Here is a 21,445-nt window from a genome sequence, read left to right on the forward strand (position 1 = left end):
TGACGTATCGCCGGGCCTTTCCGTATCGCGAGCATTCCACCCACCCCCAGCCCCTCCCGTGCAGGGAGGGGAGCAGACAGGTTGCGCTAGAACACCAGCTTCCTCGCGAAGAAGGGCAGCATCTCCGTGTAGATGCGTCCGTCCTCGCCCCAGTGCCGCTCTCCCCAACCGCCGCGATATTCCTCGGCTTCATAGGGCACGCCGAACGCATCGAGCGTGCGGGTGAAGGCCTGGAGCGAGACGATATGGTCGGGATTGGCGTCTCCCCGCCCCCAGTCGAACATGAAGCCGCGCAGGCGCCTGAGATTATCGGCATGCGCCGGCACCTGGCGCTCGAGGAAGAAGCTGGCGTTGAGCCGCTCGGTCAGCGCCGGATCCACTTCCAGCCTGCCGTCCTTCAGCCGCGCCGGCGGATCGAAGAACAGCGGCGGGCGCGCCGCATCGGGCAGATGCGCCTGGAAGATCGACGTGAAGATCAGCGAGAAGCCGTCGCCGCGCAGATCGTCGATTCCCCTGGCGCCCTGGAGCAGCTGCCAATTGGGCCGCGAGAACATCGTCTGCAGCCCCGGCCCCATGCCGATCGGATGGAGCGCATAGACCGCGCCGAAGACCTCGGGATGGCGCATCGCCAGGCGGATCGCGCCGTGCCCGCCCATGCGGTCGCCCGCGATCCCGCGCGAATCCGGCGAAGCCCGGCTACGGTAGCGCGCATCCACCCAGGCGACGAGCTCGCCGGAGAGGAAATCCTCCCAATTCCCGGTCGCCGGCGAGTTGACGTACCAGGAGCCGCCCGCCGGCGTGGTGCAGTCGACCGTCACGACGATCACGTCGCCGATCACGCCGCGCGCGATCGCCCGGTCGAACAGCGCCTGCGCCCCGTTGTTCGCCCAGGGCGCCCGATCGTCCTCGAAGAAATTGCCGAGATAATAGACCACCGGGAAGCGCTTCGCGCGGTTCGCGGCATAGCCGTCGGGCAGATAGACAGTGACGCCGCGCGCACTCGGCAATCCGGCGGCGTTGCCCCTCAGGCTGGCGGCGTCGATCCGGCCGTGATCGAGCGTGCTCGCGGCAATGGCGGGCGTGGCGACCAGGGCGAGCAGGCAGGCGAACCAGGCGAGAAGCGGCATCGAACCCTCCCGTGAACCGCGCGCATGCTATGCGGATGGCGGCACGGCACAAGCCCGCTCCACCAGGACGGTGCGATCTGCTACGAAAGCGCCATGCAGGCCAGGCATCCCAACCTCGTTCTCACCGCCTGCATCCTGGCCTCCAGCCTCGCCTTTATCGACGGATCGGTGACCAATGTGGCGCTGCCGGCGATCGGGGCGGACCTGCACGCCACGCCCGCCGAGCTGCAATGGACGATCAACGCCTATATGCTGCCGCTCTCGGCCCTGCTGCTGATCGGCGGCGCGGCGGGGGATCATTTCGGGCGACGGCTGCTGCTGGTGCTCGGCATCGGCCTGTTCACGCTCGCTTCGATTGCCTGCGCGGTGGCGGCGGACCTCACCCTGCTGCTCGCCGCCCGCGCCGCGCAGGGCATCGGCGCGGCGATCCTGCTGCCCAACAGCCTCGCCACGCTCGGCCATGCCTTTACCGGCGAGGCGCGCGGCAAGGCGATCGGCACCTGGGCCGGAGTCGGCGCGATCGCGGGCGCGGTCGGCCCGCCGCTCGGCGGCTGGCTGGTCGATGCGATCGGCTGGCGCGCGATCTTCTATGTCAACGTGCCGGTGGCGCTCGCCGCGATCTTCATCGCGATGCGCTATGTCGAGGAAAGCGCCGAGGGCGACTTGCCGCTCGACCTGCCCGGTGCCGCCGCCGCGACGCTGGCGCTGGGCGCGATCACCTGGGCGCTTACGCTCTGGTCGAGCCATCACGCGCTGGACGCGCCGGTGGCGATCGGACTCGCCACGGGCGCGCTCGCCATCGGCCTGTTCCTGTGGATCGAGCATGCGCGCGGCGACCGGGCGATGATGCCGGTGGCGATGTTCGGCTCGCGCGCCTTTGCCGGGCTCACCCTGCTCACCTTCCTGCTCTACGGCGCGCTGGGCGGGGTGCTGCTGCTGCTTCCCTATGTCCTCATCCAGGCCGGCGGCTATTCGGCGCTCCATGCCGGCTTCGCGCTGCTGCCGATGCCGCTCGGCATGGGAATCGCCAGCCGGGTGATGGGCAAGGTGACTGCGCGGGTGGGCCCCCGCTGGCCGCTGACCATCGGCCCGCTGATCGTCGCGATCGGCTTCGCGCTGCTGCTGCGGGTCGATGCGGACGCGCCCTATTGGAGCTCGGTGTTCCCCGGTGCGCTCGCCATTGCGATCGGCATGGCGAGCGTCGCCGCGCCGCTCACCACGGCAGTGCTCGCCTCGGTCGACGAGACGCATACCGGCACCGCCTCGGGCTTCAACAGCGCGATCGCCCGCACCGGCGGGCTGATCGCCACCGCGATCGCCGGCGCGGTGATCGCAGCCGCCGGCGCGGGGCTGATCAGCGCCTTCCACATGGGGGCGCTGGCCGGTGCCGCCGCGGCAACGCTCTCCGGCGTGACTGCGTATCTCACTCTTGGGGGCCGTTCGCCCTCCGCGAACAAAACCCAGGCTCTCAGGAAACCGAAGCCGCGCCCTCGATAATGGGAATGAACTTCTCGGCGGTCAGGCTCGCGCCGCCGACCAGCGCGCCGTCGACATTGTCGAGCGCCAGGATCTGCGCCGCATTGGCCCCGGTCACCGACCCGCCATAAAGGATGCGGATGCCGTCGGCCTTGGCCTCGCCGATCATCATGCGCAGCTTGGCGCGCAGGATCGCGTGCATCGAGGCGATCTCGTCCGGCGTCGGCGTCTTGCCGGTGCCGATCGCCCAGCGCGGCTCATAAGCGAGCGTCAGCCAGCTCGGATCGGCATCGTCGGGCAGCGACTTCTCGATCTGCGACTGGACAATGCGCTCGGCCCGCCCCGCCGCGCGCTCGGCCTCGAGCTCGCCGCAGCACAGGATGACCCCCAGGCCGTGCCGGTGCGCGGCGGCGGCCTTCATATAGGCATCGTGGCTGGTCTCGTGCTGGTCGCCGCGGCGTTCGCTATGGCCGACGATGGTCAGGGTGGCCCCTTCCTCCACCAGCATCGGCGCGGAGATGCAGCCGGTATGCGCGCCCTGATCGGCCTCGTGCAGGTCCTGCGCGCCGATCGGCAGGCCGCCCGCGACCTGGGCCGCGGGGTGAATCAGCGTGAACGGCACGCACAGCGCCACGTCCACCGCCGGTGCCGCCGCCGCCGCTGCCGCGATCGCCTCGACCTCCGGCAGCTGCGCGCGCAGCCCGTGCATCTTCCAGTTCCCGGCCACCAGCTTGCGGCGCATCACCCAACCTCCCGTTTTGATTATTTCACTCGCGGATAGCAGGCGCAGGCGTTCGCACAAGCTTGATGGCGGCGGATGAGCGCCCTAAAGCACCGGGAAACGCGTCTCCAACGATCGGCCCTTCATGCTCAGCTTCTTCCGCAATTTCACCAAGTCGCGCTACGGCCTGATCGCGGTGTTCCTTTTCCTCGGCCTCATCGCCATTGCCTTTGCCGCGGGCGACATCACCGGCATCCGCAACTCGGGCGGCGGCGCGACGAGCAGCACGCTGGCCACGGTGGGCGGCGAGAAGATCAGCGACACCGACGTGAAGGACCGGATCGACCGGTTCATCCGCAACCTTCAGCGCGAGGGCCAGAGCGTCACGATGGCGCAGTTCCTCGCGCAGGGCGGGCTCGACATCGCGATCGACGAGATGATCAACCAGGCCGCGCTGGTGGAATTCGCCAGGAAATCGGGCATGCAGGTCTCGAAGAAGCTGATCGACACCGAGATCGCCAGCAACCCCTCCTTCGCCGGCATCGACGGCAAGTTCAACCAGCAGGCGTTCGAGAAGCTGCTCGCCGACAACCGCCTGGCTCCGGCCTTCTTCCGCGAGAGCATGATGCGGGAGCGGTTCGGCTCCTGGCTGATCAACCGGGCGACGATCGGCACCGACATTCCGAACGGCGTGGTCGCGCCCTATGCCTCGCTGCTGCTCGAGCGCCGCGCCGGCATCGTCGGCATGGTCAACACCGCCCAGATGGATCCGGGCGCCGATCCCGACGACAAGACGCTGAACGCCTATTATGTCAGCCACCGCGCCCGCTATCTGGTGCCCCAGCGCCGCATCGTCCGCTACGCGACGGTGATGCCGGACCAGATCCGCGCCCAGCAGACGGCGACCGAAGCCGAGATCGCCGATGCCTATAAGAAGGCCGGCACCCGCTTCGCCGCGACCGAGAAGCGCGGCGTGCGCCAGCTGGTCGTGCTCGACCAGGCAACCGCCAACCGGATCGCAGGCGAAGTGAAGGGCGGCAAGGCGCTGGCCGCCGCCGCGCAGGCCGCCGGCCTCGAGCCGAGCAATTTCGAAGGCATCCAGAAGGCGGAGCTCGGCCGCCAGACCACCGCCGCGATCGCGGATGCCGCCTTCGCCGCGGCGCAGGGCGGCATCGTCGGCCCGATCAAGTCGCAGCTCGGCTGGCACATCCTGGTCGTCGAGAAGATCGAGAAGATCGCCGCCAGGTCGCTCGACCAGGCGCGCGAGGAGCTTTCGACCGAGATCACCCAGCGCAAGACCGCGCAGGCGCTGGCGGACACCCGCCAGAAGATCGAGGACGGCGTGGGCGACGGCAAGAACTTCGCCGAGCTGCTGGCCGATGCCAAGCTGACCGCACAGGTCACTCCGGCGCTCGCCGCGGGCGGCACCGATCCGGACAACGAAGCCTATAAGCCCGATCCCGCCATGGTCGCGATCCTGCGCGGCGGCTTCGCCATGGAGAATCCGGACGATGATTCGCAGATCGTGCAGGTCTCGCCCGAGGGCGGCTTCGCGATCGTGAAGCTCGACCGGATCGTCCCCGCCGCGCCGCGGCCGCTCGCCGCCATCCGCGACAAGGTGAAGGGCGACTATCTGACCGACAAGGCGCTGGAGAAGGCAAAGGCCGTCGCCACCGCGGTCGTCGCCGCGCTCAACAAGGGCGTGCCGATGGAAAAGGCCCTGGCCGATGCCGGCGCCAAGGGGCCGGCGCCCAAGCCGTTCGACTTCAAGCGCCAGGAAATCGCGCAGAAGGAGAACTTCATCAAGATGGCCTTCAGCATGCAGCCAAAGACTGCCCGCATGCTCGACGCGCCCAACCGCAGCGGCTTCTACATCGTGTATCTCGGCACGGTGGAGCCGCATGACGCGTCGGGCGATGCCATGGCGATGGCCGGCATGCGCAGCGCGCTGCAGCAGCAGATCCCGGCGGAATATGCCCGCGAGTTCATCCGCGCGATCCGCGGCGACATGAAGGTCACCCGCAACGAGGCGGCGATCGCCCGCCTGCGCGCGGACCTGACCCGCCAGGGCGTGCGCTGAGCCAGTGATCGAGGGCATCGAAGCCGCCCGCGCGGCGCTCGCCGCCGGGCGGCCGGCGCTGCTCTGGCGGCGCCAGATCGCGGACACCGAGACGCCGGTCGCCGCCGCGCTCAAGCTGATCGAGCCCGGCCGAGGCGATTTCCTGCTTGAGTCGGTCGAGGGCGGATCGGTGCGCGGGCGCCACAGCCTGATCGGCCTGGCACCCGACCTCGTCTTCCGCGCCACCGGCAACGAGGCGGCGATCAATGCCGAATGGCTGACCGACCGGCACGCCTTCCGGCCCTGCGCCGAGCCCGCGCTCGACGCCCTGCGCGGGCTTGCGGCGCGCTGCCGCGCCGAAGTGCCGCCCGAGCTGCCGCGGGCGCTTGCCTGCCTGGTCGGCTATTTCAGCTACGAGACGGTGGGCCTGGTCGAGAAGCTCCCGCGCCCGCCCGAGAACCCGATCGGCGTGCCGGACATGATGTTCGTGCGCCCCACCGTGGTGCTGGTGTTCGACCGGCTCGCCGATGCGCTGTTCCTGGTCGCCCCGGTCTGGCCGGACGGAGACGTGGACCTGGCGGCCGAGCGGATCGATGCGGTGGCGGCGCAGCTCGCCGGCGCGGCGCTCCCCGCCCCGGTCCGCGCCGAGCCCGAGGAGGTGCGGCTCACCCCGGTGCTGCGCCCGGGCCGCTATGGCGAGATGGTCGCCGCGGCGAAGGAATATATCTCTGCGGGCGACATCTTCCAGGTGGTGCTCGCCCAGCGTTTCACCACGCCCTTCGCGCTGCCGCCCTTCGAGCTCTATCGCGCGCTGCGCCGGATCAATCCCTCGCCCTTCCTCTATCATCTCGACCTGCCGGGCTTCGCGCTCACCGGATCGAGCCCGGAGATACTGGTGCGGGTGCGCGACGGCGAAGTGACGATCCGGCCGATCGCCGGCACCCGCCCCCGCGGCAAGACCGCGGCGGAGGACGAGGAGAACCGCGCCAGCCTGCTCGCCGATCCCAAGGAACGCGCCGAGCATCTGATGCTGCTCGACCTGGGCCGCAACGATGTCGGCCGGGTGGCGGAGGCGGGCAGCGTGCGGGTGACCGACAGCTACACGGTCGAGTTCTACAGCCACGTCATGCACATCGTCTCGAACGTGGTCGGCAGGCTGGCCCCGGGCAAGGACGCGCTCGATGCGCTGTTCGCCGGCTTCCCGGCGGGCACGGTGAGCGGCGCGCCCAAGGTGCGGGCCTGCGAGATCATCGCCGAGCTGGAGCCCGAGACGCGCGGCCCCTATGCCGGCGGCGTCGGCTATTTCTCGCCCGATGGATCGATGGACAGCTGCATCGTGCTCCGGACCGCGCTGGTGAAGGACGGCACGATGCACGTCCAGGCCGGCGCCGGCATCGTCGCGGACAGCGATCCGGCGTACGAGCAGCGCGAATGCGAGGCCAAGGCGGGCGCCCTGTTCGCGGCGGCGCGCGAGGCGGTCCGCCAGGCCGGCGAGGCCGGGTTCGGGCAGTGACCAATCTCCCTCTCCCCTTGTGGGAGAGGGAGGGAGCCGACGAAGTCGGCGGAAGGGTGAGGGGGAGTGAGCCTCCGTCCCCCTCATCCTTCCCACTCGCTTCGCGAGCGGGCCTCTTCCTTCTCCCACAAGGGGAGAAGGAGTTTTACAATCAAGGCACCTGCGCGGCCTTGGCCTTCTGGTCGAGCCGCTCCTGATACCATTGGCGGATCATCTGGCGGGTGCAGCCGGTCTGGCCACCCATGCCCACCGGCGAGCAGCTGTTGGGCAGCCCGGCGCGGTTCACTTCCTCCACCGTCTCCACTCGGTTGGTCCAGGCCTGCGAAGCCGCGTCCTGCTTGGGCTGGTTCCGGAACTGCTTGGGGATGCGATAGGGCGATTCGCCGGCATTGGCGCACACGACGATCTCTTCCTCGCTCTGCGGCTTCGGGCATTCCTCCTGCCCGTAGAGCAGGATGCTGCGCACCCGCTTGGGCGGGCCGCTGCTCTCGGTATCCTGCGACTGCTTGCTGTCCTGCGCCATGGCGGGCCCCGCGAGCAACGCGGCGGCAACGAGCAAACGAACGATCATGAACACTCCTTCCGGCGCAACAACGCCCCACGCGGCCCGGCGTGCCGCCTCACTGTGGCAAGCCCAAGGCACGCGGCGCCTTGCCTCCGCGTCTTTTGCCCCTAAGTGGCAGGGATGATCCGGCCGATCGCCCCTGCCGGCGCCCTCCTGCTGCTCGCCGCCTGCACCTCCAGCGGAGGCATCGACGCGGCGTGCCGCGACATCCGCTTCGAAGGCACGCGCTTCACCGTGTGCCGCGCCGACCCGCAGAAGCACGAGCTGATGCTGGTCGACAAGGGCAAGGACGGCCGCCCGATGCGCGACTTCACCGGGCTCGAGCCGCGGCTGGGCCCGCGCTACCCGCGCATCGCCTTTGCGATGAACGCCGGCATGTTCGACGCGTCCGGCCTGCCGATCGGCTATTATGTCGAGGACGGTGCCGAACAGAAGCCGCTCAACCGGCGGCCCGGGCCCGGCAATTTCCACATGCAGCCGAACGGGGTGTTCTGGGGCGATACCAAGGGCTGGCACGTCGCCACCACCGACGATTTCGCGCGGAACAAGCCCGATCACGTCCGTTTCGCCACCCAGTCCGGGCCGATGCTGCTGATCGACGGCCGGCTCCATCCCAAGCTGGCCGAGAACGGCACCTCGCTCCAGGTGCGCAACGCGGTCGGCGTGGGCCTGAACGGCAGCGCCTGGTTCGCGATCAGCAACGAGCCGGTGTCGTTCGGCCGCTTCGCCCGCCTGTTCCGCGACAGGCTCGCCGCGCCCGATGCCCTTTATCTCGACGGCGCCGTCTCGCGCCTGTGGGACCCGGTGGCGGACCGCATGGACGGCGGCGCCCCGATCGGGCCGATCGTGGTGGCGCTGGAGCGTTGACCCGCGACCGTCACCCCGCTTTCGCGGGAAGGACGAAGGCGCTAGGGGCATTCCCATGATCCTCGTCATCGACAATTACGACAGCTTCACCTGGAACCTGGTCCATTATCTGATGGAGCTGGGCACCGATGTGCAGGTGGTGCGCAACGACGCGCTCACCGCGCGGGATGCCGTCGCCAGCAATGCCCAGGCCTTTCTGATCTCGCCGGGGCCCTGCACGCCCAACGAAGCGGGGATCAGCCTCGATCTCGTCGCCGCCTGTGCCGATCTCGGCAAGCCGCTGCTCGGCGTTTGCCTGGGCCATCAGGCGATCGGCCAGCATTTCGGCGGATCGGTGGTGCGCGGCGGGCTGATGCACGGCAAGACCAGCCCGGTGAACCATGACGGCACCGGCCTGTTCGAAGGCCTGCCCTCGCCATTCACCGCGACGCGCTACCACTCGCTGATCGTCACCGACATTCCGGAGGACCTGGTGGTCAACGCCACTGCCGACGACGCGCATGTGATGGGCTTCCGGCACAAGTCGCTGCCGATCCACGGCGTGCAATTCCATCCGGAGAGCATCGCCACCGAGCATGGCCATGCAATGCTGGCGAATTTCCTGCGGATCGCCGGGATCGAGGCGCGCGCGATCGCCTGACGCGCGGATAATTTGCGACAAATTCGGTCATCCGGCGACATAGACGCGCGACGTTCGCCGGCGATTTTCTCCAGCCTGGCCCGATTCCGGGCGGGAAGGAGAACGCAATGAACCACAAGCTGCAGCTGGTCAGCGCGACGCTCGCGGGTGTGTTGGTCACGGTGGCGGCGGGCGGCATCGCCTCCGCCAGCATGGGTCACGGCCGCAATGGGGACCTGGGCCGGTTCGCCAGCGCCGATACCGATGGCGACGGCACGATCACCCGCGCCGAATGGATCGCGGCGGCCAATGCCCGCTTCGACAAGCTCGACGTCAGAAAGGATGGCAAGCTCACCCCCGACGAGCTGCCGGCGCACCGCGGCTGGCACCGTGGCGGGTGCGGCCAGGACGGCGGCAGCGGGGACGCTCCCCCCGGCAACGCAAGCTGATACCCGCGCCGCCGCTCATGGAAACGCCACGACGCTGCCGTCGAGCGGCAGTTCGTCGCGGCGCATGCGCACGCCGGGCGCCCGCACGGAAACCGGCACCGCCGAGTCGAAGCTGTCCTCGATCCTTGCCTCGCCGAGCAGCGTGAACCGGTCGATGACAAAGGGAAGCCCCTCCGATCGCTCGAAAGTGGGCCGGTCGCTGACATGGAAATGGAGATGCGGGGCGCCCGCGCTTCCGGTCTGGCCGAGGCGGCCGATCACCATGCCGCGGCGCACGCGCTGGCCGGGCCGCACCCGCACGCTGCCGGCCTGCAGGTGCGCGTAATGCGCGTAGACGCCCGGCGCGATCCGCAGGACGACGAAATTCCCGTATAGGGTCCGCGCGGTGAGGTCGTCCGGCGCCTGCTGGGGCGCCAGCGGCGTGCCGTTCGGAATGCCGTCCCGCGCATCGACCACCACGCCGTCGCGCACCGCGAGCACGTCGCGGCCATAGCCGATCCAGTCCGCATCCATGGTCGCCGCCGGCGAGGCATGGGCGCCGCGGATCGAATGGTTGCCTTCGTCCAGCCCGAACCAGTCGATGGCGTAGCGCTGCGGGATGCTCAGCATGCCGTCGATCGCGACCATGCTGCCCCAGTGATGCGACAGGTGATTGCCCGGCCCCTCCACCGCCAGCCAGCGCCCGCCGCGCAGGGGCGGCCCGATCCGCACCGGCACCGCCGCGCTCACCGGGGCCCGCACATCGTCGGCGCGCTGGATCGCGCCCTTGTCGGCGCGGAAGCTGAGCTGGTGCCGCAGGGTCGCGGGACGCGCGCCGGGCGGCAGGGCGAGCCAGAGGAAGAATGTCCGGCTCGCCCCGTCGGCGATCGGAATGCCGTCCTGCGGCGCTTCGTCCGCCGCCCGCGCGCCGAGCCGCGCCCGCAGTGCTGCGCCTTCCAGCGTCGCCAGCGGCGTCCGGGCATCGCCTGCGAAGATCGCCAGGCGCGTCAGCCGGAGCGGCGCGTCACCCGCATAATGGCTGGTCACCTGCAATTCATAGGCGAGGTGCCGCCTGCCGTCGCTGCCGGTGACCGGGCGCGGCGCCGCGCGGATCCGCGCCTCCATCTGCGCCTGATGGACCGGCTCGCCCCGATCCTGCCCCACCGGCACCGCGATCGACAGCAGCAGGGCCAGCCCCTGCACCAGATGGGAGACCATATCGACGCCACGCCCCGAGGTTGCGCTTCTTCAAGACGCCGCCGCCGCGGTCCGGTCAAGTCGCTTCCACGCCCCCAGCCGGGCTTCACGCCGCCTCCAGCAGGATTTGCTCGACTTCGCCCCGCCCAAGGGCCGATAGAGCCCGCGTGACGCCCTTTGCCTTCCTTCCCGATCCGGCGACGCCGCTCGCCCGCGAATCCGCCGCCCAGGCCTTTGCCGACATTCTCGACGGCAAGGTGCCCGAGCCCGAGATCGAACGCTTCCTGATCGACCTGTCGGTGCGCGGCGAGACCAGCATCGAGATCGCCGAGGCGGCACGGGCGATGCGCGCCCGGCTGATCCCGATCACCGCCCCGGCGGGCGCGATCGACGTGTGCGGCACCGGCGGCGACGGGCACCACACGCTCAACGTCTCCACCGCCGTCAGCCTGGTCGTCGCCGCGGCGGGCGTGCCGGTCGCCAAGCATGGCAACCGCGCGGCCTCGTCCAAATCGGGCGCCGCCGATACGCTGGAGGCGCTCGGCCTCGATCTCGACCGCGCCGGCGCCCGGGCCGAGGAATCGCTCCATGAGCTCGGCATCGCCTTCCTGTTCGCCCAGGCGCACCATCCCTCGCTGGCGCGGATCGGGCCGCTACGCCGCCGCATCGCCCGCCGCACCATCTTCAACCTGATGGGCCCGCTGGCCAATCCGGCCCATGTCCGCCGCCAGCTGATCGGCATCGCCCGCCCGGATTACGCGCCGATCTATGCCGAGGCGCTCCAGCAGCTCGGCGTGGATTCCGCCGCGATCGTCTCGGGCGAGGAAGGGCTGGACGAGCTCTCGACCGAGCATCCCAGCATCGTGGTGAGCATCGGCAGCTCGGGCCTGCCGGCGCGGATCGCCCCCGAGGACGCCGGCCTGCCCCGCCACCCCCTGGCGGCCATTCGCGGCGGCGGCCCGGAGTATAACGCCCTCGCCCTGCGCCGCCTGCTCCAGGGGGAGCCCGGCCCCTATCGCGACGCCGTCCTCCTCAACGCCGCCGCCGCGCTCGTGATCGCCGGCCAGGCGGGCGACTTGCGCGAGGGCGTCGAGGAAGCCGCCGAAGTGATCGACAAGGGCCTTGCCAAGGCGCTGCTCGACTGCTGGATCGCCTTTTGATGTCCACGATCCTCGACAAGATCATCGCCACCAAGCACGACGAGATCGCCGCGCGCCGCCGCGCCGCCTCCGTTGCCGACCTGCACGGCCTCGCCCTCACCCGCACGCCGCCGCGCGGCTTCAGGGCCGCGCTCGACGCCAGGGCCGCAGCGGGCGGCTATGGCCTGATCGCCGAGATCAAGAAGGCCAGCCCCTCCAAGGGGCTGATCCGCGCCGATTTCGATCCGCCCGCCCATGCCCGCGCCTATCAGGCGGGCGGCGCCGCCTGCCTGTCGGTGCTGACCGATCTCGAATATTTCCAGGGGCATGAGGAATATCTGATCGCCGCGCGCGCCGCCTGCGACCTGCCGGTGATCCGCAAGGACTTCATGGTCGATCCCTGGCAGGCGCTCGAATCGCGCGCGATCGGTGCCGATGCGATCCTGATCATCGTCGCCGCGCTCGAGGATGCGCAGATGGCCGAGATCGAGGATGCGGCGCTGGGCCTCGGCATGGATGTGCTGGTCGAGGTGCACGATGCCGCCGAGCTCGAACGGGCGCTTCGGCTCCGCTCGCGCCTGATCGGCGTGAACAACCGCAATCTCAAGACCTTCGAGGTCGATGTCCAGAAAACCTACGAACTCGTCGCCCATGCGCCGGCCGACTGCACCTTCGTCGCCGAGAGCGGCCTGAACGGCCGCGCCGACCTGGACGCGATGGCCGCGCACGGCATCCGCTGCTTCCTGATCGGCGAGTCGCTGATGCGCCAGGACGATGTGGAAGCCGCGACCCGGGCGCTGGTGGGCTAATCTCCCCTTCCGCTTGCGGGAGGGGTCGGGGGAGGGCATGTCCGATACCGTGAGCGAGTCCGACAGCCCCTCCCCCTCCCCCGCCCCCTCCCGCAAGCGGAAGGGGAAGCTCACTCACCTCGACGAAACCGGCGCGGCGCGCATGGTCGACGTTGCCGGCAAGGCCGTCACCGCGCGCGAGGCCATCGCCACCGGGCGCATCGCGATGTCGGCGGAGGCCGCCGCCGCGATCCGCGCCGGGGCAGTGAAGAAGGGCGACGTGCTCGCCACTGCCCGCATCGCCGGGATCATGGCCGCCAAGCGCACTGCCGAGTTGATCCCGCTCTGCCATCCGCTGCCGCTCACTCGGGTCGCGGTCGAGCTGGTGCCGGACGAGACCGGCGTGACGGTCACCGCCACCGCCGCCACCGAAGCGCAGACCGGTGTCGAGATGGAAGCGCTCACCGCCGTCTCCACCGCGCTGCTCACGCTCTACGACATGGCCAAGGCGCTCGACCGGGCAATGGTGATCGGCGAGATTCGGCTGCTTGCCAAGAAGGGCGGCAAATCGGGCGACTGGAGCGCCTGAGCGCCCGTCCCCCTTGCGCTCCCCTCCCTGGAAGGAAGGGGGCTGGGGGTGGGTAGCGTCCAGCCGACAGGCCGCCTTCTCTTGCCGTATCGCGCAATCCACCCACCCCTGGCCCCTCCCTTCCAGGGGGATGGCTGAAGAGAAAATGCGTGACAGCCGCGTTGAATCGAAATAGTTAGGCAAAATACTAACTATCAGAGGATGCCATGTCGCTTCAGCTCTTCGGCCACCCCTTCTCGTCCTACACCTGGAAGGCGCTGATCCCGCTCTACGAGAACGATACTCCCTTCACGTTCCGCAACCTGGAGGATGCCGGGGCCAATGCCGAGCTGGAGGCGCGCTGGCCGCTCAAGCTCTTCCCGGTCCTGGTCGAGGGCGACCGCACGGTGCTCGAGGCGACGGCGATCATCGAATATCTCCACGTCCATCACCCCGGCCCGGTGCCGATGATCCCCGCCGATGCCGATATCGCGGTGCAGGCCCGGATGCTCGACCGGGTCTTCGACAATTATGTGATGGGCACGATGCAGAGGCCGGTGCTCGACGCGCTGCTGCCCGAGGAGCGGCGCGATCCCATCGGCCTCGACGAGGCGATGGCGCGGCTCGACAAGGTCTATGCCTGGCTCGATGCCCATCTGGCCGGGCGGGCCTGGGCAGTGGGAGACAGCTTCACTCTGGCCGATTGCGCCGCCGCGCCTTCGCTCTTCTATGCCGATTGGGTGCGCCCGATCCCCGAGGCGCTGGCCAATCTGCGCGCCTATCGCGCCCGCCTGCTCGCCCGCCCCTCGGTTGTCCGCTGCGTGGAGGATGCCCGGCCCTATCGCGCCTATTTCCCGCTGGGGGCGCCGGATCGGGATTAGGCTGGAGCCTCCATCCTTCCCGTCATCCCCGTGCAGGCGGGGATGACGGGGGATCATGAGGCTTCGCCTGCCCCCGGCCAGCAGCGCCGATGCCGCCCGGCGCGCGCATTAGGAATTCCGCAACCCTGCGGATTAACCCCGCCTTCAGATCCTGGGTCGCACTATCCGCCTGGGCCGGGGCGGGAAAAATCATTTATGCGACAAGGACTTGCGTCCTCCACTATTTTCAGCCTGTCGGCCGAGCCGCCGGGCACCCAGCTTCTTGCCGAGCCGGGCGAGCATGCAGCGTTCGATTCGGCCTTCCTCGCCGGCGAGACCGGCCGCCTCGTCTGTGCGATCCGCAAGCTCAGCGCGGTCGGTGCCATGCTCCAGCTCGACGACGAAGTGGTGGAGGAAGAAGGGCTCCGGCTGGAGCTCGCCAACGGCCAGTCGCTGCCCGGCCGCATCGCCTGGACCGAGCAGGGCTCGGCGGGCTTCCTGTTCGACTTGCCGATCGACGTGATCGGCACGCTCGCCCGCAATCTTGCCGCCCTTCCCGCCGAGCGCCGCTCCGTGCCGCGCGTCGAGCTGCACCAGACGATCTGCGTGCGCCGCGGCAACCAGGTCGAGTTCACGCGCAGCCGCAACCTCTCCCAGGGCGGCTGCGGCTTCGAGACCGACATCGCGCTCCAGCTCGGCGACCTGGTGCAGATCAATTTCGACGGCTTGCGCCCGCTCGACGGCGCAGTGAAATGGTCGCAGGGCAATCTCGCCGGCGTCGCCTTTGACGAGGACCTGCCCTGGCAGGTGCTGATGCCGTGGCTGCGCCAGGTGCAGCAGACTCCGTCGCATCACACCCGCATGGCGATGGTGCACGAGCCCGTCGGCCTGATCCCGGACAAGCAGGCGATCCGCCTCGATACGCCGGCGCGCGTGCGCGAAGGCGTGCGCTGGTGGAACGTCAAGCTGCGCGCGATCACGCCCCAGCTCGTCGAGTTCGAGACGCGCGCACCCTTCGCGACCGGCGCCCAGCTGTGGATCTCGCTGCCGAACATCGGCGGCGGCCCGGCCGCGGTGATCGAAACCGACGACCGCCACCGTTTCCTCTGCGAGTTCCGCCTGCCGCTGAAGCAGCACGATCTGGGGCGGATCGCCGGCCGGTCCTGAAGGCTGGCGCGGCGCGCGGTGCTGGCCTAGGCCGGATCCATGCCCGCGCTCCTCCCCGTCGCCGAAGCCCAGCGCCGCCTGCTGGCGCTCGCCGCGCCGGTGGCGGAGGAGGCCTGCCCCCTTGCCGAGGCGGCGGGGCGATGGGCGGCCAGGGACCTGGCGGCATTGCGCACCCAGCCCGCCGCCGATCTCTCCTCGATGGATGGCTATGCGATTCGCTTCACCGACCTGCCCGGCCCCTGGGAAGTGATCGGCGAGAGTGCCGCCGGCCATGGCTTTGGCGGCGGGATCGGCGCCGGCCAGGCACTGCGCATCTTCACCGGCGCCCCGCTCCCGCCCGGCGCCGACACCGTGCTGGTGCAGGAGGAAGCCGCGCGCGACGGCAGCCGCCTCGCCCTCGCCGGCGACGGCCCGCCGCATCCGGGCAGCAGCGTTCGTCCGCGCGGGCTCGATTTCACCAGGGGCGACCTGCTGATCCGCGCCGGGGAAGCGATCTCCCCCGCCCGGCTCGCGCTCGCCGCGATCGCCGGCCATGCCGCCCTGCCCGTCCGCCGCAAGGTGCGCGTCGCGCTACTTTCGACCGGCGACGAGCTGGTGCCGCCCGGTGCCCCGCTCGGCCCCGACCAGATCCCCGAGACCAACCGCCTGCTCCTCGCCGCGCTGCTTGCCGGCCTGCCGGTGGAGCTGATCGACCTCGGCATCCTGCCCGATCGCCGGGACGTGCTCGAAGCCGCGTTCCGCGCGCTCGATTGCGACCTGCTCGTCACCACCGGCGGCGCCTCGGTCGGCGATCACGACCTGGTTCGCCCCGCGCTCGAGGCGGCCGGTGCCGCGATCGATTTCTGGAAAGTGGCGCTGCGCCCCGGCAAGCCGATGATGGCCGGCCGGCTGGGCGATGCCGCGGTGCTCGGCCTGCCGGGCAATCCCGTCTCGGCCTTCGTCACCGCGACGCTGTTCGTCCGCCCGCTGATCGCACATCTCGCCGGTGCCGCCGACCCGCTGCCGCGTACCCGCACCGTCCCCCTGGGCGAGCCCCTGCCCGCCACCGGCGCCCGCGCCGACTATCTCCGCGCCGAGCTGATCGGCGGCCGCGCCCATGCCGCGACGATCCAGGACTCCTCGATGCTGCGCACGCTGGCGCGCGCCACCTGCCTGATCGTCCGCCCGGCGGGGGCCCCGGAGGCGAAAACCGGCGACTCGGCGGAAATCCTCGACATCGCTTGACAAGCAGGCGGAACATTGCAAAAACGTTCCCAGTCTGTTCCAGACCGGGAGAAACTGGATGCTCACGCGCAAGCAGCACGAGCTCATCTGCTTCATTGCCGATCGGCTTGCCGAGACTGGCGTGTCGCCTTCGTTCGAGGAAATGAAGGAGGCGCTCGACCTCAAGTCGAAGTCGGGCGTCCATCGGCTGATCTCGGCGCTGGAAGAGCGCGAGTTCATCCGCCGCCTGCCCAACCGGGCCCGCGCGCTCGAAGTGCTGCGCATGCCGGAACGGGGCGAGGCGAAGAAGCCCGCAAGCCCGAAGAACACGGCCCCCGTGGCGTCAACTTCGTCAACTTCCGCGACACCTCCGGCCCCCGCCAACGACGTGGTCGAGATCCCGCTGCACGGCCGCATCGCCGCCGGCACGCCGATCGAGGCGCTGCAGGATTCGACCATGCTGCCGGTGCCCGCCGCCCTGCTCGGCGCGGGCGAGCATTATGCGCTCGAAGTGGCGGGCGATTCGATGGTCGAGGCCGGCATCCTCGATGGCGATTTCGCGCTGATCCGCCGCACCGAGACGGCCCGCGAGGGCGAGATCGTGGTGGCGCTGATCGACGAGAACGAGGCGACGCTGAAATATTTCCGCAAGGAAGGCGGGATGATCCGGCTCGACCCGGCCAATCGCGACTATAATCCGCAGCGCTACCGCCCCGACCAGGTCCGCGTGCAGGGCCGCCTCGCCGGGCTGCTCCGCCGCTACTGACGGCTCAGGCCAGGAACTCGGCCCAGGCGACCCTGCCGTCGCCATTGCGGTCGAGTTCCTGAAAGGGCGCCAGATCGGGCTGCTCGCCGCGAAAGCGGAACAGGCTCCAGGCCGCCGCATATTCGCCCGGCATCAGCATGCCGTCATGGTCGGCGTCGAGCAGGTCGAATCCTGCCCGGAACATCCGCAATCGTTGCGCCGCATATTCGGCGAAGCTCACCTTGCCGTCCTTGTTCGCGTCGGCCCTGGCAAGGTCGAAGTCTCGCGCCGAGAGGATGAAGGGCCGAATGCCGCGCACCTCCGGCATCGCGGCACGGCGCAGCGGCAGCGCCAGCACCCGATGGGGCGCGCAATCGATACCCGGAGCCTGCGGGCGAGGACCAAATTCGTCGGGGGTCAGCAGCCCGTCATGATTGCGGTCGATCGCGGCGAAGGCCGGCCGCAGGTCCGGTGCGGTTGACATCGCACCGGGAATGGCGAGCGCCAGCGCCGCGAGCATCGCGGCCGCGGCGATGGGCCGGGACCAGCGGCGCAGGGCCGGCACCGCCCTCGCCTCGCGGGAAAGGCGCGCCTCGACGAAGCCCCGCACCACGTCGCTCGCGGTGCGCCCTTCGGCACGGCACTGCGCCATGAAGGCGCGCTTCACCGCATGGGGCAGCCGCACTTCGATCGTATCGCTCTTCTTGGGAGGCCGGATCATGAAGGGAAGAGAAGCGCGATCCGGGCCGAAAGCGAGGAATTTCGTGTCCCGACAGCAGGAATTGCACCCGGCACATGAAATGGCTGGACCCTGGGCGGATCGAGCCAGGGATGGCGGCCGGCCCCGCGCACCATGGTCACGCGCCCGCCGGCAAAGGCGATCGCCACCCCGCCGGTCTTGGCCAGTGCCGGCCGGTCGAGCTTGAGCCAGCGCGGGGCGCAGGCGGCCGGCAGGCGCCGGTCGCTGATCATCACGTCGACGCTGCGGCACAGCGCCGTGAATTCGGCCCAGGGCAAGGCATAGCCGCTCCGTGTCGCCGCCACGCGCCAGACGCGGCCACCGGCCCGATGCTCGATCATGCACAGGTCCAGGCTGCACCGCGCGCCCGGCTGATCGGCAAGCGCGACCGGCTCGGCATCCGATCCGCCCGTCTCGGCCAGCATGTCGCGGGTATAGTCGCCCGCCCGGTCGCGCAGCAGGGCCATGCTGCCATCGGGCATGCGGATCGCGAGATGCCGCCCGTCGCCGGTGACGATCAGGTCGGGCGCGGGCGTGGCGAGCATCCAGGCCAGGCCGATCGCCAGCGGCGCCGCGCCCGCCCAGCGCGCGCCGGTACGCCACAGCGCCAGCCACAGGCCGCCCGCCGCCATCAGCGCGAAGGCGCCCTGCGGCATGGCCGGCAGCGCCGCCACCGCGCCCGGTGCCGCGGCAGTCGTCCTCGCCAGCCAGAGCAGCAGGTCGAGCGTCCGCGCGGTGAGCCACCAGGCGGGATCGCCGAGCCCGGCCAGGTCGAGCAGCAGCGCCAGCGCCTCGATCGGCATGATCACGAAAGTGGTGAGCGGGATGGCGACGATGTTGGCGAGCGCGCCGTAAAGGCCGGCCTGGTGGAAATGGAACAGCCCGATCGGCATCAGCGCCAGCTCGACCACGACGCCGGTGAGCAGCAGCGCGCCGGCCCCGCGCAGCAGCGCCATGCCCCGGCTCTCCTCGCGCTTGCCGAACCAGCGGTGCATGCGCGGGCTCTCGTGCAGCGCGACGATCGCAGTGACCGCCGCGAAGCTCAGCTGGAAGCTGGCTCCCGCCAGCACTTCGGGCCAGAGCAGCAGCACGAGCAGCGCGCCCGCCGCGACGAGCCGCAGCGTGATCGCCTCGCGCCCCAGGCTGAGCGCCAGCAGCACGAGCAGCGCGGCGACACAGGAGCGGATCGTCGGCACCTCGGCACCGGTGAGCCAGGTATAGCCGATCGCCGCCAGCGCGCCTGCGCCGGCCGCGATCAGCGGCAGCCGCCAGCGCAGCGCCAGCGTGGGGCTGAGGGCGAGCAGCTTGAGCACCAGCAGCATCGCCGCCGCAGTCACTGCCGTCACGTGCAACCCGCTCACCGAAAGCAGGTGCGCGAGGCCCGAGCGCTGCATCGCCTCGACATCCGCCTCGGCGATCGCGCCTTCGTCGCCCGTGGCAAGCGCGGAAGCGATGCCGCCGCCGCTGCCGGGGATGCGCGACTGGATATGCGCCGAGAGCGCGGCACGCAGGCCTCCGCCCGATGCTTCGGCCGGCGTCACCACCGTCACCGGGGCAAAGCCCTTGCCCGTCGCCCCCAGGCCGCTGAACCAGGCGGCGCGGGCAAAGTCATACCCGCCCGGCACCGATGCGCCGGCGGGCGGCATCAGCCGCGCCCGCAACCGCACCACCGCGCCGCGCGCCACCCCTTGGGGCACATCCTTCGCCGCCAGGTTCACGCGCACTCGGGGCGGCAGATCGCGCCGCTCCGGCAACAGGGTCACCCGCAGCAGCGCCCGTGCCGGCAGGGGTTCGATCGCGGCCACCCGGCCGGTGATCTCCACCACCGCAGGCCGCGCCAGCACCGGCGCCGCGACGCGCTCCGCCCGCCACCAGACCAGCGCGCACCCGGCCGCCAGGGCGAGCCCGCCGAGCAGCAGCGCCCGCCCCAGCCGCCCCGGCAGTGCCAGGCCGAGCAGCGCCACCGCACCCGCCGCGAGCAGGAAGGCGATCCAGCGCGTCAGGTCGGGAAGCAGGAACCAGGCGGTGATCCCGCCACCCAGCGCTACCGGCAGCCAGAGCGGCAGCTGCGCGCGTTCCGCCTCAAGCCAGCGCTCGATCGCCTCCCCGGTCTGGCGAAACAGCGCCGCGCCCCCCATTTGAAGGGAGGAAAACCCCGTGCTAGGGGCGCCCATGGCGGCTGAATGGGCCATCGAAAATCTAGTCTGGGAGCAAGCGCGGTTGGGCGCAACATCTGATACGGGTGCGAAACGGGTCGTCACGCGGTTCGCGCCGTCGCCTACGGGTTTCCTCCACATCGGCGGTGCGCGCACTGCCTTGTTCAACCTGCTGTTCGCCCGCCACCATGGCGGCAAGTTCCTGCTGCGCATCGAGGATACCGATCGCGCGCGCTCGACCGAGCCGGCGATCGCCGCGATCCTCGACGGGATGCGCTGGCTGAACCTCGATTGGGACGGCGAAGAGGTCTATCAGTTCGCCCGCGCCGAGCGGCATGCCGAAGTCGCGCGCGCGATGCTCGCGGGCGGCCATGCCTATAAATGCTTCGCCACGGCCGAGGAGCTGGAAGCGATGCGCGCCGAGCAGAAGGCGAACAAGCAGCCGCTGCGCTATGACGGCCGCTGGCGCGACCGCGACCCCGCGGAGGGCGGCAACGCACCCTATGTCATCCGCCTGAAGGCGCCGCGCGAAGGCGCGGTGACGATCGAGGATCATGTCCAGGGGCCGGTCACGGTCAACAACAGCGAGCTGGACGATCTCGTCCTGCTCCGCTCGGACGGCACGCCGACCTATATGCTCGCGGTGGTGGTCGACGATCACGACATGGGCGTGACGCACGTGATCCGCGGCGACGATCACCTGAACAACGCCTTCCGCCAGCTGCCGATCTATCGCGCCATGGCGTGGGAAGAGCCCGAATACGCGCACATCCCGCTGATCTTCAATCCCGACGGCACCAAGATGTCGAAGCGCAAGAACGCCGTGGCGGTCGACGAATATCGCGACCAGCTCGGCATCCTGCCCGAGGCGCTGGGCAATTATCTGCTCCGCCTCGGCTGGGGGCATGGCGACGACGAGATCATCAGCCGCGAGCAGGCGATCCAATGGTTCGAGCTGTCCGGCGTCGGCAAGTCGCCTTCCCGCTTCGACCTCAAGAAGCTGGAGAATCTCAACGGCCATTACATCCGCGCGACGGACGATGATCGCCTCGCCGGTCTGGTGGCCTCGCGAATCGGTTTCGAACTTTCGGAATCGCAGCGGGATCTTCTGCGCCGCAGCATGGCCGCGCTGAAGCCGCGCGCCGCGAATCTCCTCGAATTGGCGGAAGGCGCCGCCTTCCTGTTTCGCACTCGCCCACTGGAATTGGACGACGGTGCCCAGGCTCTGCTAGAGGGCGACGCGCGGGCGCTGCTGGCCCAGCTCCACGCCGCGCTTGACGGCGTGGAAAGCTGGGATACGGAAGCGCTCGAAGCGGCGGTACGCACCGTTGCGGAAGATGCGGGTGTCAAGCTCGGTGCGGCCGCGCAGCCTTTGCGCGCGGCGCTCACCGGGCGCCGGACGTCCCCGGGCATCTTCGACGTCCTGGCTCTGCTGGGGCGCGAGGAAAGCCTGGCCCGTATCGCTGATCAGATGACCGTGCCGGCCTGATTCCAGGTCCGGCCCAAAT

Annotated in this window: 20 protein-coding genes; 14 read left to right on the forward strand and 6 right to left on the reverse strand. The window is 70.1% G+C overall.

All coding sequences use genetic code 11. The annotated features are described in order from the left end of the window. Positions 1 to 86 precede the first annotated feature (86 nt). A complete protein-coding gene (locus tag ACIQCS_RS14115) occupies positions 87 to 1,127 on the reverse strand; it encodes an alpha/beta hydrolase-fold protein (protein WP_345851540.1) in 1,041 nt (346 codons plus the stop codon). Between the two features lie 93 nt (positions 1,128 to 1,220). Here ACIQCS_RS14115 and ACIQCS_RS14120 point away from each other — a divergent pair, with 93 nt between their 5' ends. Continuing rightward, complete coding sequence (locus ACIQCS_RS14120) at positions 1,221 to 2,624, forward strand: MFS transporter (RefSeq protein ID WP_401531168.1); 1,404 nt, start codon at positions 1,221 to 1,223, stop codon at positions 2,622 to 2,624. Here the strand turns inward: ACIQCS_RS14120 and tpiA are convergent. Continuing rightward, positions 2,596 to 3,348: a triose-phosphate isomerase gene (tpiA, locus tag ACIQCS_RS14125; RefSeq protein WP_345851538.1), complete on the reverse strand. Its 753-nt coding sequence runs from the start codon at positions 3,346 to 3,348 to the stop codon at positions 2,596 to 2,598. The two genes, ACIQCS_RS14120 and tpiA, sit on opposite strands and share 29 nt — an antisense overlap. 121 nt (positions 3,349 to 3,469) lie before the next feature. On the opposite strand from tpiA, the gene ACIQCS_RS14130 reads away from it, so the two are divergent. Next, positions 3,470 to 5,404, forward strand: a complete 1,935-nt coding sequence (locus ACIQCS_RS14130; protein WP_345851537.1) for a SurA N-terminal domain-containing protein — start codon at positions 3,470 to 3,472, stop codon at positions 5,402 to 5,404. 7 nt (positions 5,405 to 5,411) lie between these two features. Continuing rightward, entirely contained in the window at positions 5,412 to 6,896 is a 1,485-nt protein-coding gene (trpE, locus tag ACIQCS_RS14135) for an anthranilate synthase component I (RefSeq protein WP_345852096.1), read from the forward strand. Positions 6,897 to 7,047: 151 nt separating this feature from the next. Here the strand turns inward: trpE and ACIQCS_RS14140 are convergent, their stop codons facing one another. Continuing rightward, positions 7,048 to 7,467, reverse strand: a complete 420-nt coding sequence (locus ACIQCS_RS14140) for a hypothetical protein (RefSeq protein ID WP_345851536.1) — start codon at positions 7,465 to 7,467, stop codon at positions 7,048 to 7,050. A gap of 114 nt (positions 7,468 to 7,581) precedes the next feature. Between ACIQCS_RS14140 and ACIQCS_RS14145 the strand changes: the two genes are divergently transcribed. The 3 genes from ACIQCS_RS14145 to ACIQCS_RS14155 all read left to right on the forward strand — a co-directional run bounded on the left by ACIQCS_RS14145 (position 7,582) and on the right by ACIQCS_RS14155 (position 9,396). Next, on the forward strand, positions 7,582 to 8,328 hold the full coding sequence (locus ACIQCS_RS14145; protein ID WP_345851535.1) for a phosphodiester glycosidase family protein: 747 nt from the start codon (positions 7,582 to 7,584) through the stop codon (positions 8,326 to 8,328). Positions 8,329 to 8,383: 55 nt separating this feature from the next. Then, complete coding sequence (locus ACIQCS_RS14150; protein WP_280279200.1) at positions 8,384 to 8,968, forward strand: aminodeoxychorismate/anthranilate synthase component II; 585 nt, start codon at positions 8,384 to 8,386, stop codon at positions 8,966 to 8,968. Positions 8,969 to 9,075: 107 nt separating this feature from the next. Next, positions 9,076 to 9,396 (forward strand): hypothetical protein, encoded by a 321-nt coding sequence (locus ACIQCS_RS14155; protein ID WP_345851533.1) that lies wholly within the window; start codon positions 9,076 to 9,078, stop codon positions 9,394 to 9,396. A gap of 15 nt (positions 9,397 to 9,411) precedes the next feature. Here ACIQCS_RS14155 and ACIQCS_RS14160 read toward each other — a convergent pair whose 3' ends face one another. Further along, the gene (locus ACIQCS_RS14160) at positions 9,412 to 10,593 is read right to left on the reverse strand and encodes a M23 family metallopeptidase (protein WP_345851532.1); all 1,182 of its coding nucleotides are present in this window, start codon (positions 10,591 to 10,593) and stop codon (positions 9,412 to 9,414) included. Between the two features lie 146 nt (positions 10,594 to 10,739). Here ACIQCS_RS14160 and trpD point away from each other — a divergent pair, with 146 nt between their 5' ends. The 7 genes from trpD to lexA all read left to right on the forward strand — a co-directional run bounded on the left by trpD (position 10,740) and on the right by lexA (position 17,063). Beyond that, the gene (trpD, locus tag ACIQCS_RS14165; RefSeq protein ID WP_345851531.1) at positions 10,740 to 11,732 is read left to right on the forward strand and encodes an anthranilate phosphoribosyltransferase; all 993 of its coding nucleotides are present in this window, start codon (positions 10,740 to 10,742) and stop codon (positions 11,730 to 11,732) included. Further along, the gene (gene trpC / locus ACIQCS_RS14170; protein WP_345851530.1) at positions 11,732 to 12,520 is read left to right on the forward strand and encodes an indole-3-glycerol phosphate synthase TrpC; all 789 of its coding nucleotides are present in this window, start codon (positions 11,732 to 11,734) and stop codon (positions 12,518 to 12,520) included. The genes trpD and trpC overlap by 1 nt, the downstream gene beginning before the upstream one ends. A gap of 37 nt (positions 12,521 to 12,557) precedes the next feature. Continuing rightward, positions 12,558 to 13,088 (forward strand): cyclic pyranopterin monophosphate synthase MoaC, encoded by a 531-nt coding sequence (gene moaC / locus ACIQCS_RS14175; RefSeq protein WP_345851529.1) that lies wholly within the window; start codon positions 12,558 to 12,560, stop codon positions 13,086 to 13,088. A 206-nt stretch (positions 13,089 to 13,294) separates the two neighbouring features. Further along, entirely contained in the window at positions 13,295 to 13,948 is a 654-nt protein-coding gene (locus tag ACIQCS_RS14180; RefSeq protein ID WP_345851528.1) for a glutathione S-transferase family protein, read from the forward strand. Between the two features lie 195 nt (positions 13,949 to 14,143). Beyond that, a complete protein-coding gene (locus tag ACIQCS_RS14185; protein ID WP_345851526.1) occupies positions 14,144 to 15,094 on the forward strand; it encodes a PilZ domain-containing protein in 951 nt (316 codons plus the stop codon). Positions 15,095 to 15,133: 39 nt separating this feature from the next. After that, entirely contained in the window at positions 15,134 to 16,318 is a 1,185-nt protein-coding gene (glp, locus tag ACIQCS_RS14190) for a gephyrin-like molybdotransferase Glp (RefSeq protein ID WP_345851524.1), read from the forward strand. Between the two features lie 58 nt (positions 16,319 to 16,376). Then, positions 16,377 to 17,063 (forward strand): transcriptional repressor LexA, encoded by a 687-nt coding sequence (lexA, locus tag ACIQCS_RS14195; protein WP_345851523.1) that lies wholly within the window; start codon positions 16,377 to 16,379, stop codon positions 17,061 to 17,063. Between the two features lie 4 nt (positions 17,064 to 17,067). On the opposite strand, the gene ACIQCS_RS14200 is transcribed toward lexA, so the two are convergent. Continuing rightward, entirely contained in the window at positions 17,068 to 17,763 is a 696-nt protein-coding gene (locus tag ACIQCS_RS14200) for an EF-hand domain-containing protein (RefSeq protein ID WP_345851522.1), read from the reverse strand. Continuing rightward, positions 17,760 to 19,919, reverse strand: a complete 2,160-nt coding sequence (locus ACIQCS_RS14205) for a ComEC/Rec2 family competence protein (protein ID WP_345851520.1) — start codon at positions 19,917 to 19,919, stop codon at positions 17,760 to 17,762. The genes ACIQCS_RS14200 and ACIQCS_RS14205 overlap by 4 nt, the downstream gene beginning before the upstream one ends. Before the next feature lie 82 nt (positions 19,920 to 20,001). Between ACIQCS_RS14205 and gltX the strand changes: the two genes are divergently transcribed. Then, the gene (gene gltX, locus ACIQCS_RS14210; protein WP_345851519.1) at positions 20,002 to 21,426 is read left to right on the forward strand and encodes a glutamate--tRNA ligase; all 1,425 of its coding nucleotides are present in this window, start codon (positions 20,002 to 20,004) and stop codon (positions 21,424 to 21,426) included. Positions 21,427 to 21,445 lie beyond the last annotated feature (19 nt).

Origin of the sequence: Sphingomonas sp. NPDC092440 (genome assembly GCF_044754985.1) — a bacterium.
In the GTDB taxonomy this organism is placed as follows: Bacteria; Pseudomonadota; Alphaproteobacteria; order Sphingomonadales; family Sphingomonadaceae; genus Sphingomonas.

Excerpts from the sequence above, each read along its gene's own strand:
- ACIQCS_RS14115 (WP_345851540.1), bottom strand. The coding sequence starts at position 1,127 with ATGCCGCTTCTCGCCTGGTTCGCCTGCCTGCTCGCCCTGGTCGCCACG.
- ACIQCS_RS14120 (WP_401531168.1), top strand. The coding sequence starts at position 1,221 with ATGCAGGCCAGGCATCCCAACCTCGTTCTCACCGCCTGCATCCTGGCC.
- ACIQCS_RS14130 (WP_345851537.1), top strand. The coding sequence starts at position 3,470 with ATGCTCAGCTTCTTCCGCAATTTCACCAAGTCGCGCTACGGCCTGATC.
- ACIQCS_RS14140 (WP_345851536.1), bottom strand. The coding sequence starts at position 7,467 with ATGATCGTTCGTTTGCTCGTTGCCGCCGCGTTGCTCGCGGGGCCCGCC.
- ACIQCS_RS14145 (WP_345851535.1), top strand. The coding sequence starts at position 7,582 with ATGATCCGGCCGATCGCCCCTGCCGGCGCCCTCCTGCTGCTCGCCGCC.
- ACIQCS_RS14150 (WP_280279200.1), top strand. The coding sequence starts at position 8,384 with ATGATCCTCGTCATCGACAATTACGACAGCTTCACCTGGAACCTGGTC.
- ACIQCS_RS14155 (WP_345851533.1), top strand. The coding sequence starts at position 9,076 with ATGAACCACAAGCTGCAGCTGGTCAGCGCGACGCTCGCGGGTGTGTTG.
- ACIQCS_RS14160 (WP_345851532.1), bottom strand. The coding sequence starts at position 10,593 with ATGGTCTCCCATCTGGTGCAGGGGCTGGCCCTGCTGCTGTCGATCGCG.
- trpC (WP_345851530.1), top strand. The coding sequence starts at position 11,732 with ATGTCCACGATCCTCGACAAGATCATCGCCACCAAGCACGACGAGATC.
- moaC (WP_345851529.1), top strand. The coding sequence starts at position 12,558 with ATGTCCGATACCGTGAGCGAGTCCGACAGCCCCTCCCCCTCCCCCGCC.
- ACIQCS_RS14180 (WP_345851528.1), top strand. The coding sequence starts at position 13,295 with ATGTCGCTTCAGCTCTTCGGCCACCCCTTCTCGTCCTACACCTGGAAG.
- ACIQCS_RS14185 (WP_345851526.1), top strand. The coding sequence starts at position 14,144 with ATGCGACAAGGACTTGCGTCCTCCACTATTTTCAGCCTGTCGGCCGAG.
- glp (WP_345851524.1), top strand. The coding sequence starts at position 15,134 with ATGCCCGCGCTCCTCCCCGTCGCCGAAGCCCAGCGCCGCCTGCTGGCG.
- lexA (WP_345851523.1), top strand. The coding sequence starts at position 16,377 with ATGCTCACGCGCAAGCAGCACGAGCTCATCTGCTTCATTGCCGATCGG.
- ACIQCS_RS14200 (WP_345851522.1), bottom strand. The coding sequence starts at position 17,763 with ATGATCCGGCCTCCCAAGAAGAGCGATACGATCGAAGTGCGGCTGCCC.
- ACIQCS_RS14205 (WP_345851520.1), bottom strand. The coding sequence starts at position 19,919 with ATGGGGGGCGCGGCGCTGTTTCGCCAGACCGGGGAGGCGATCGAGCGC.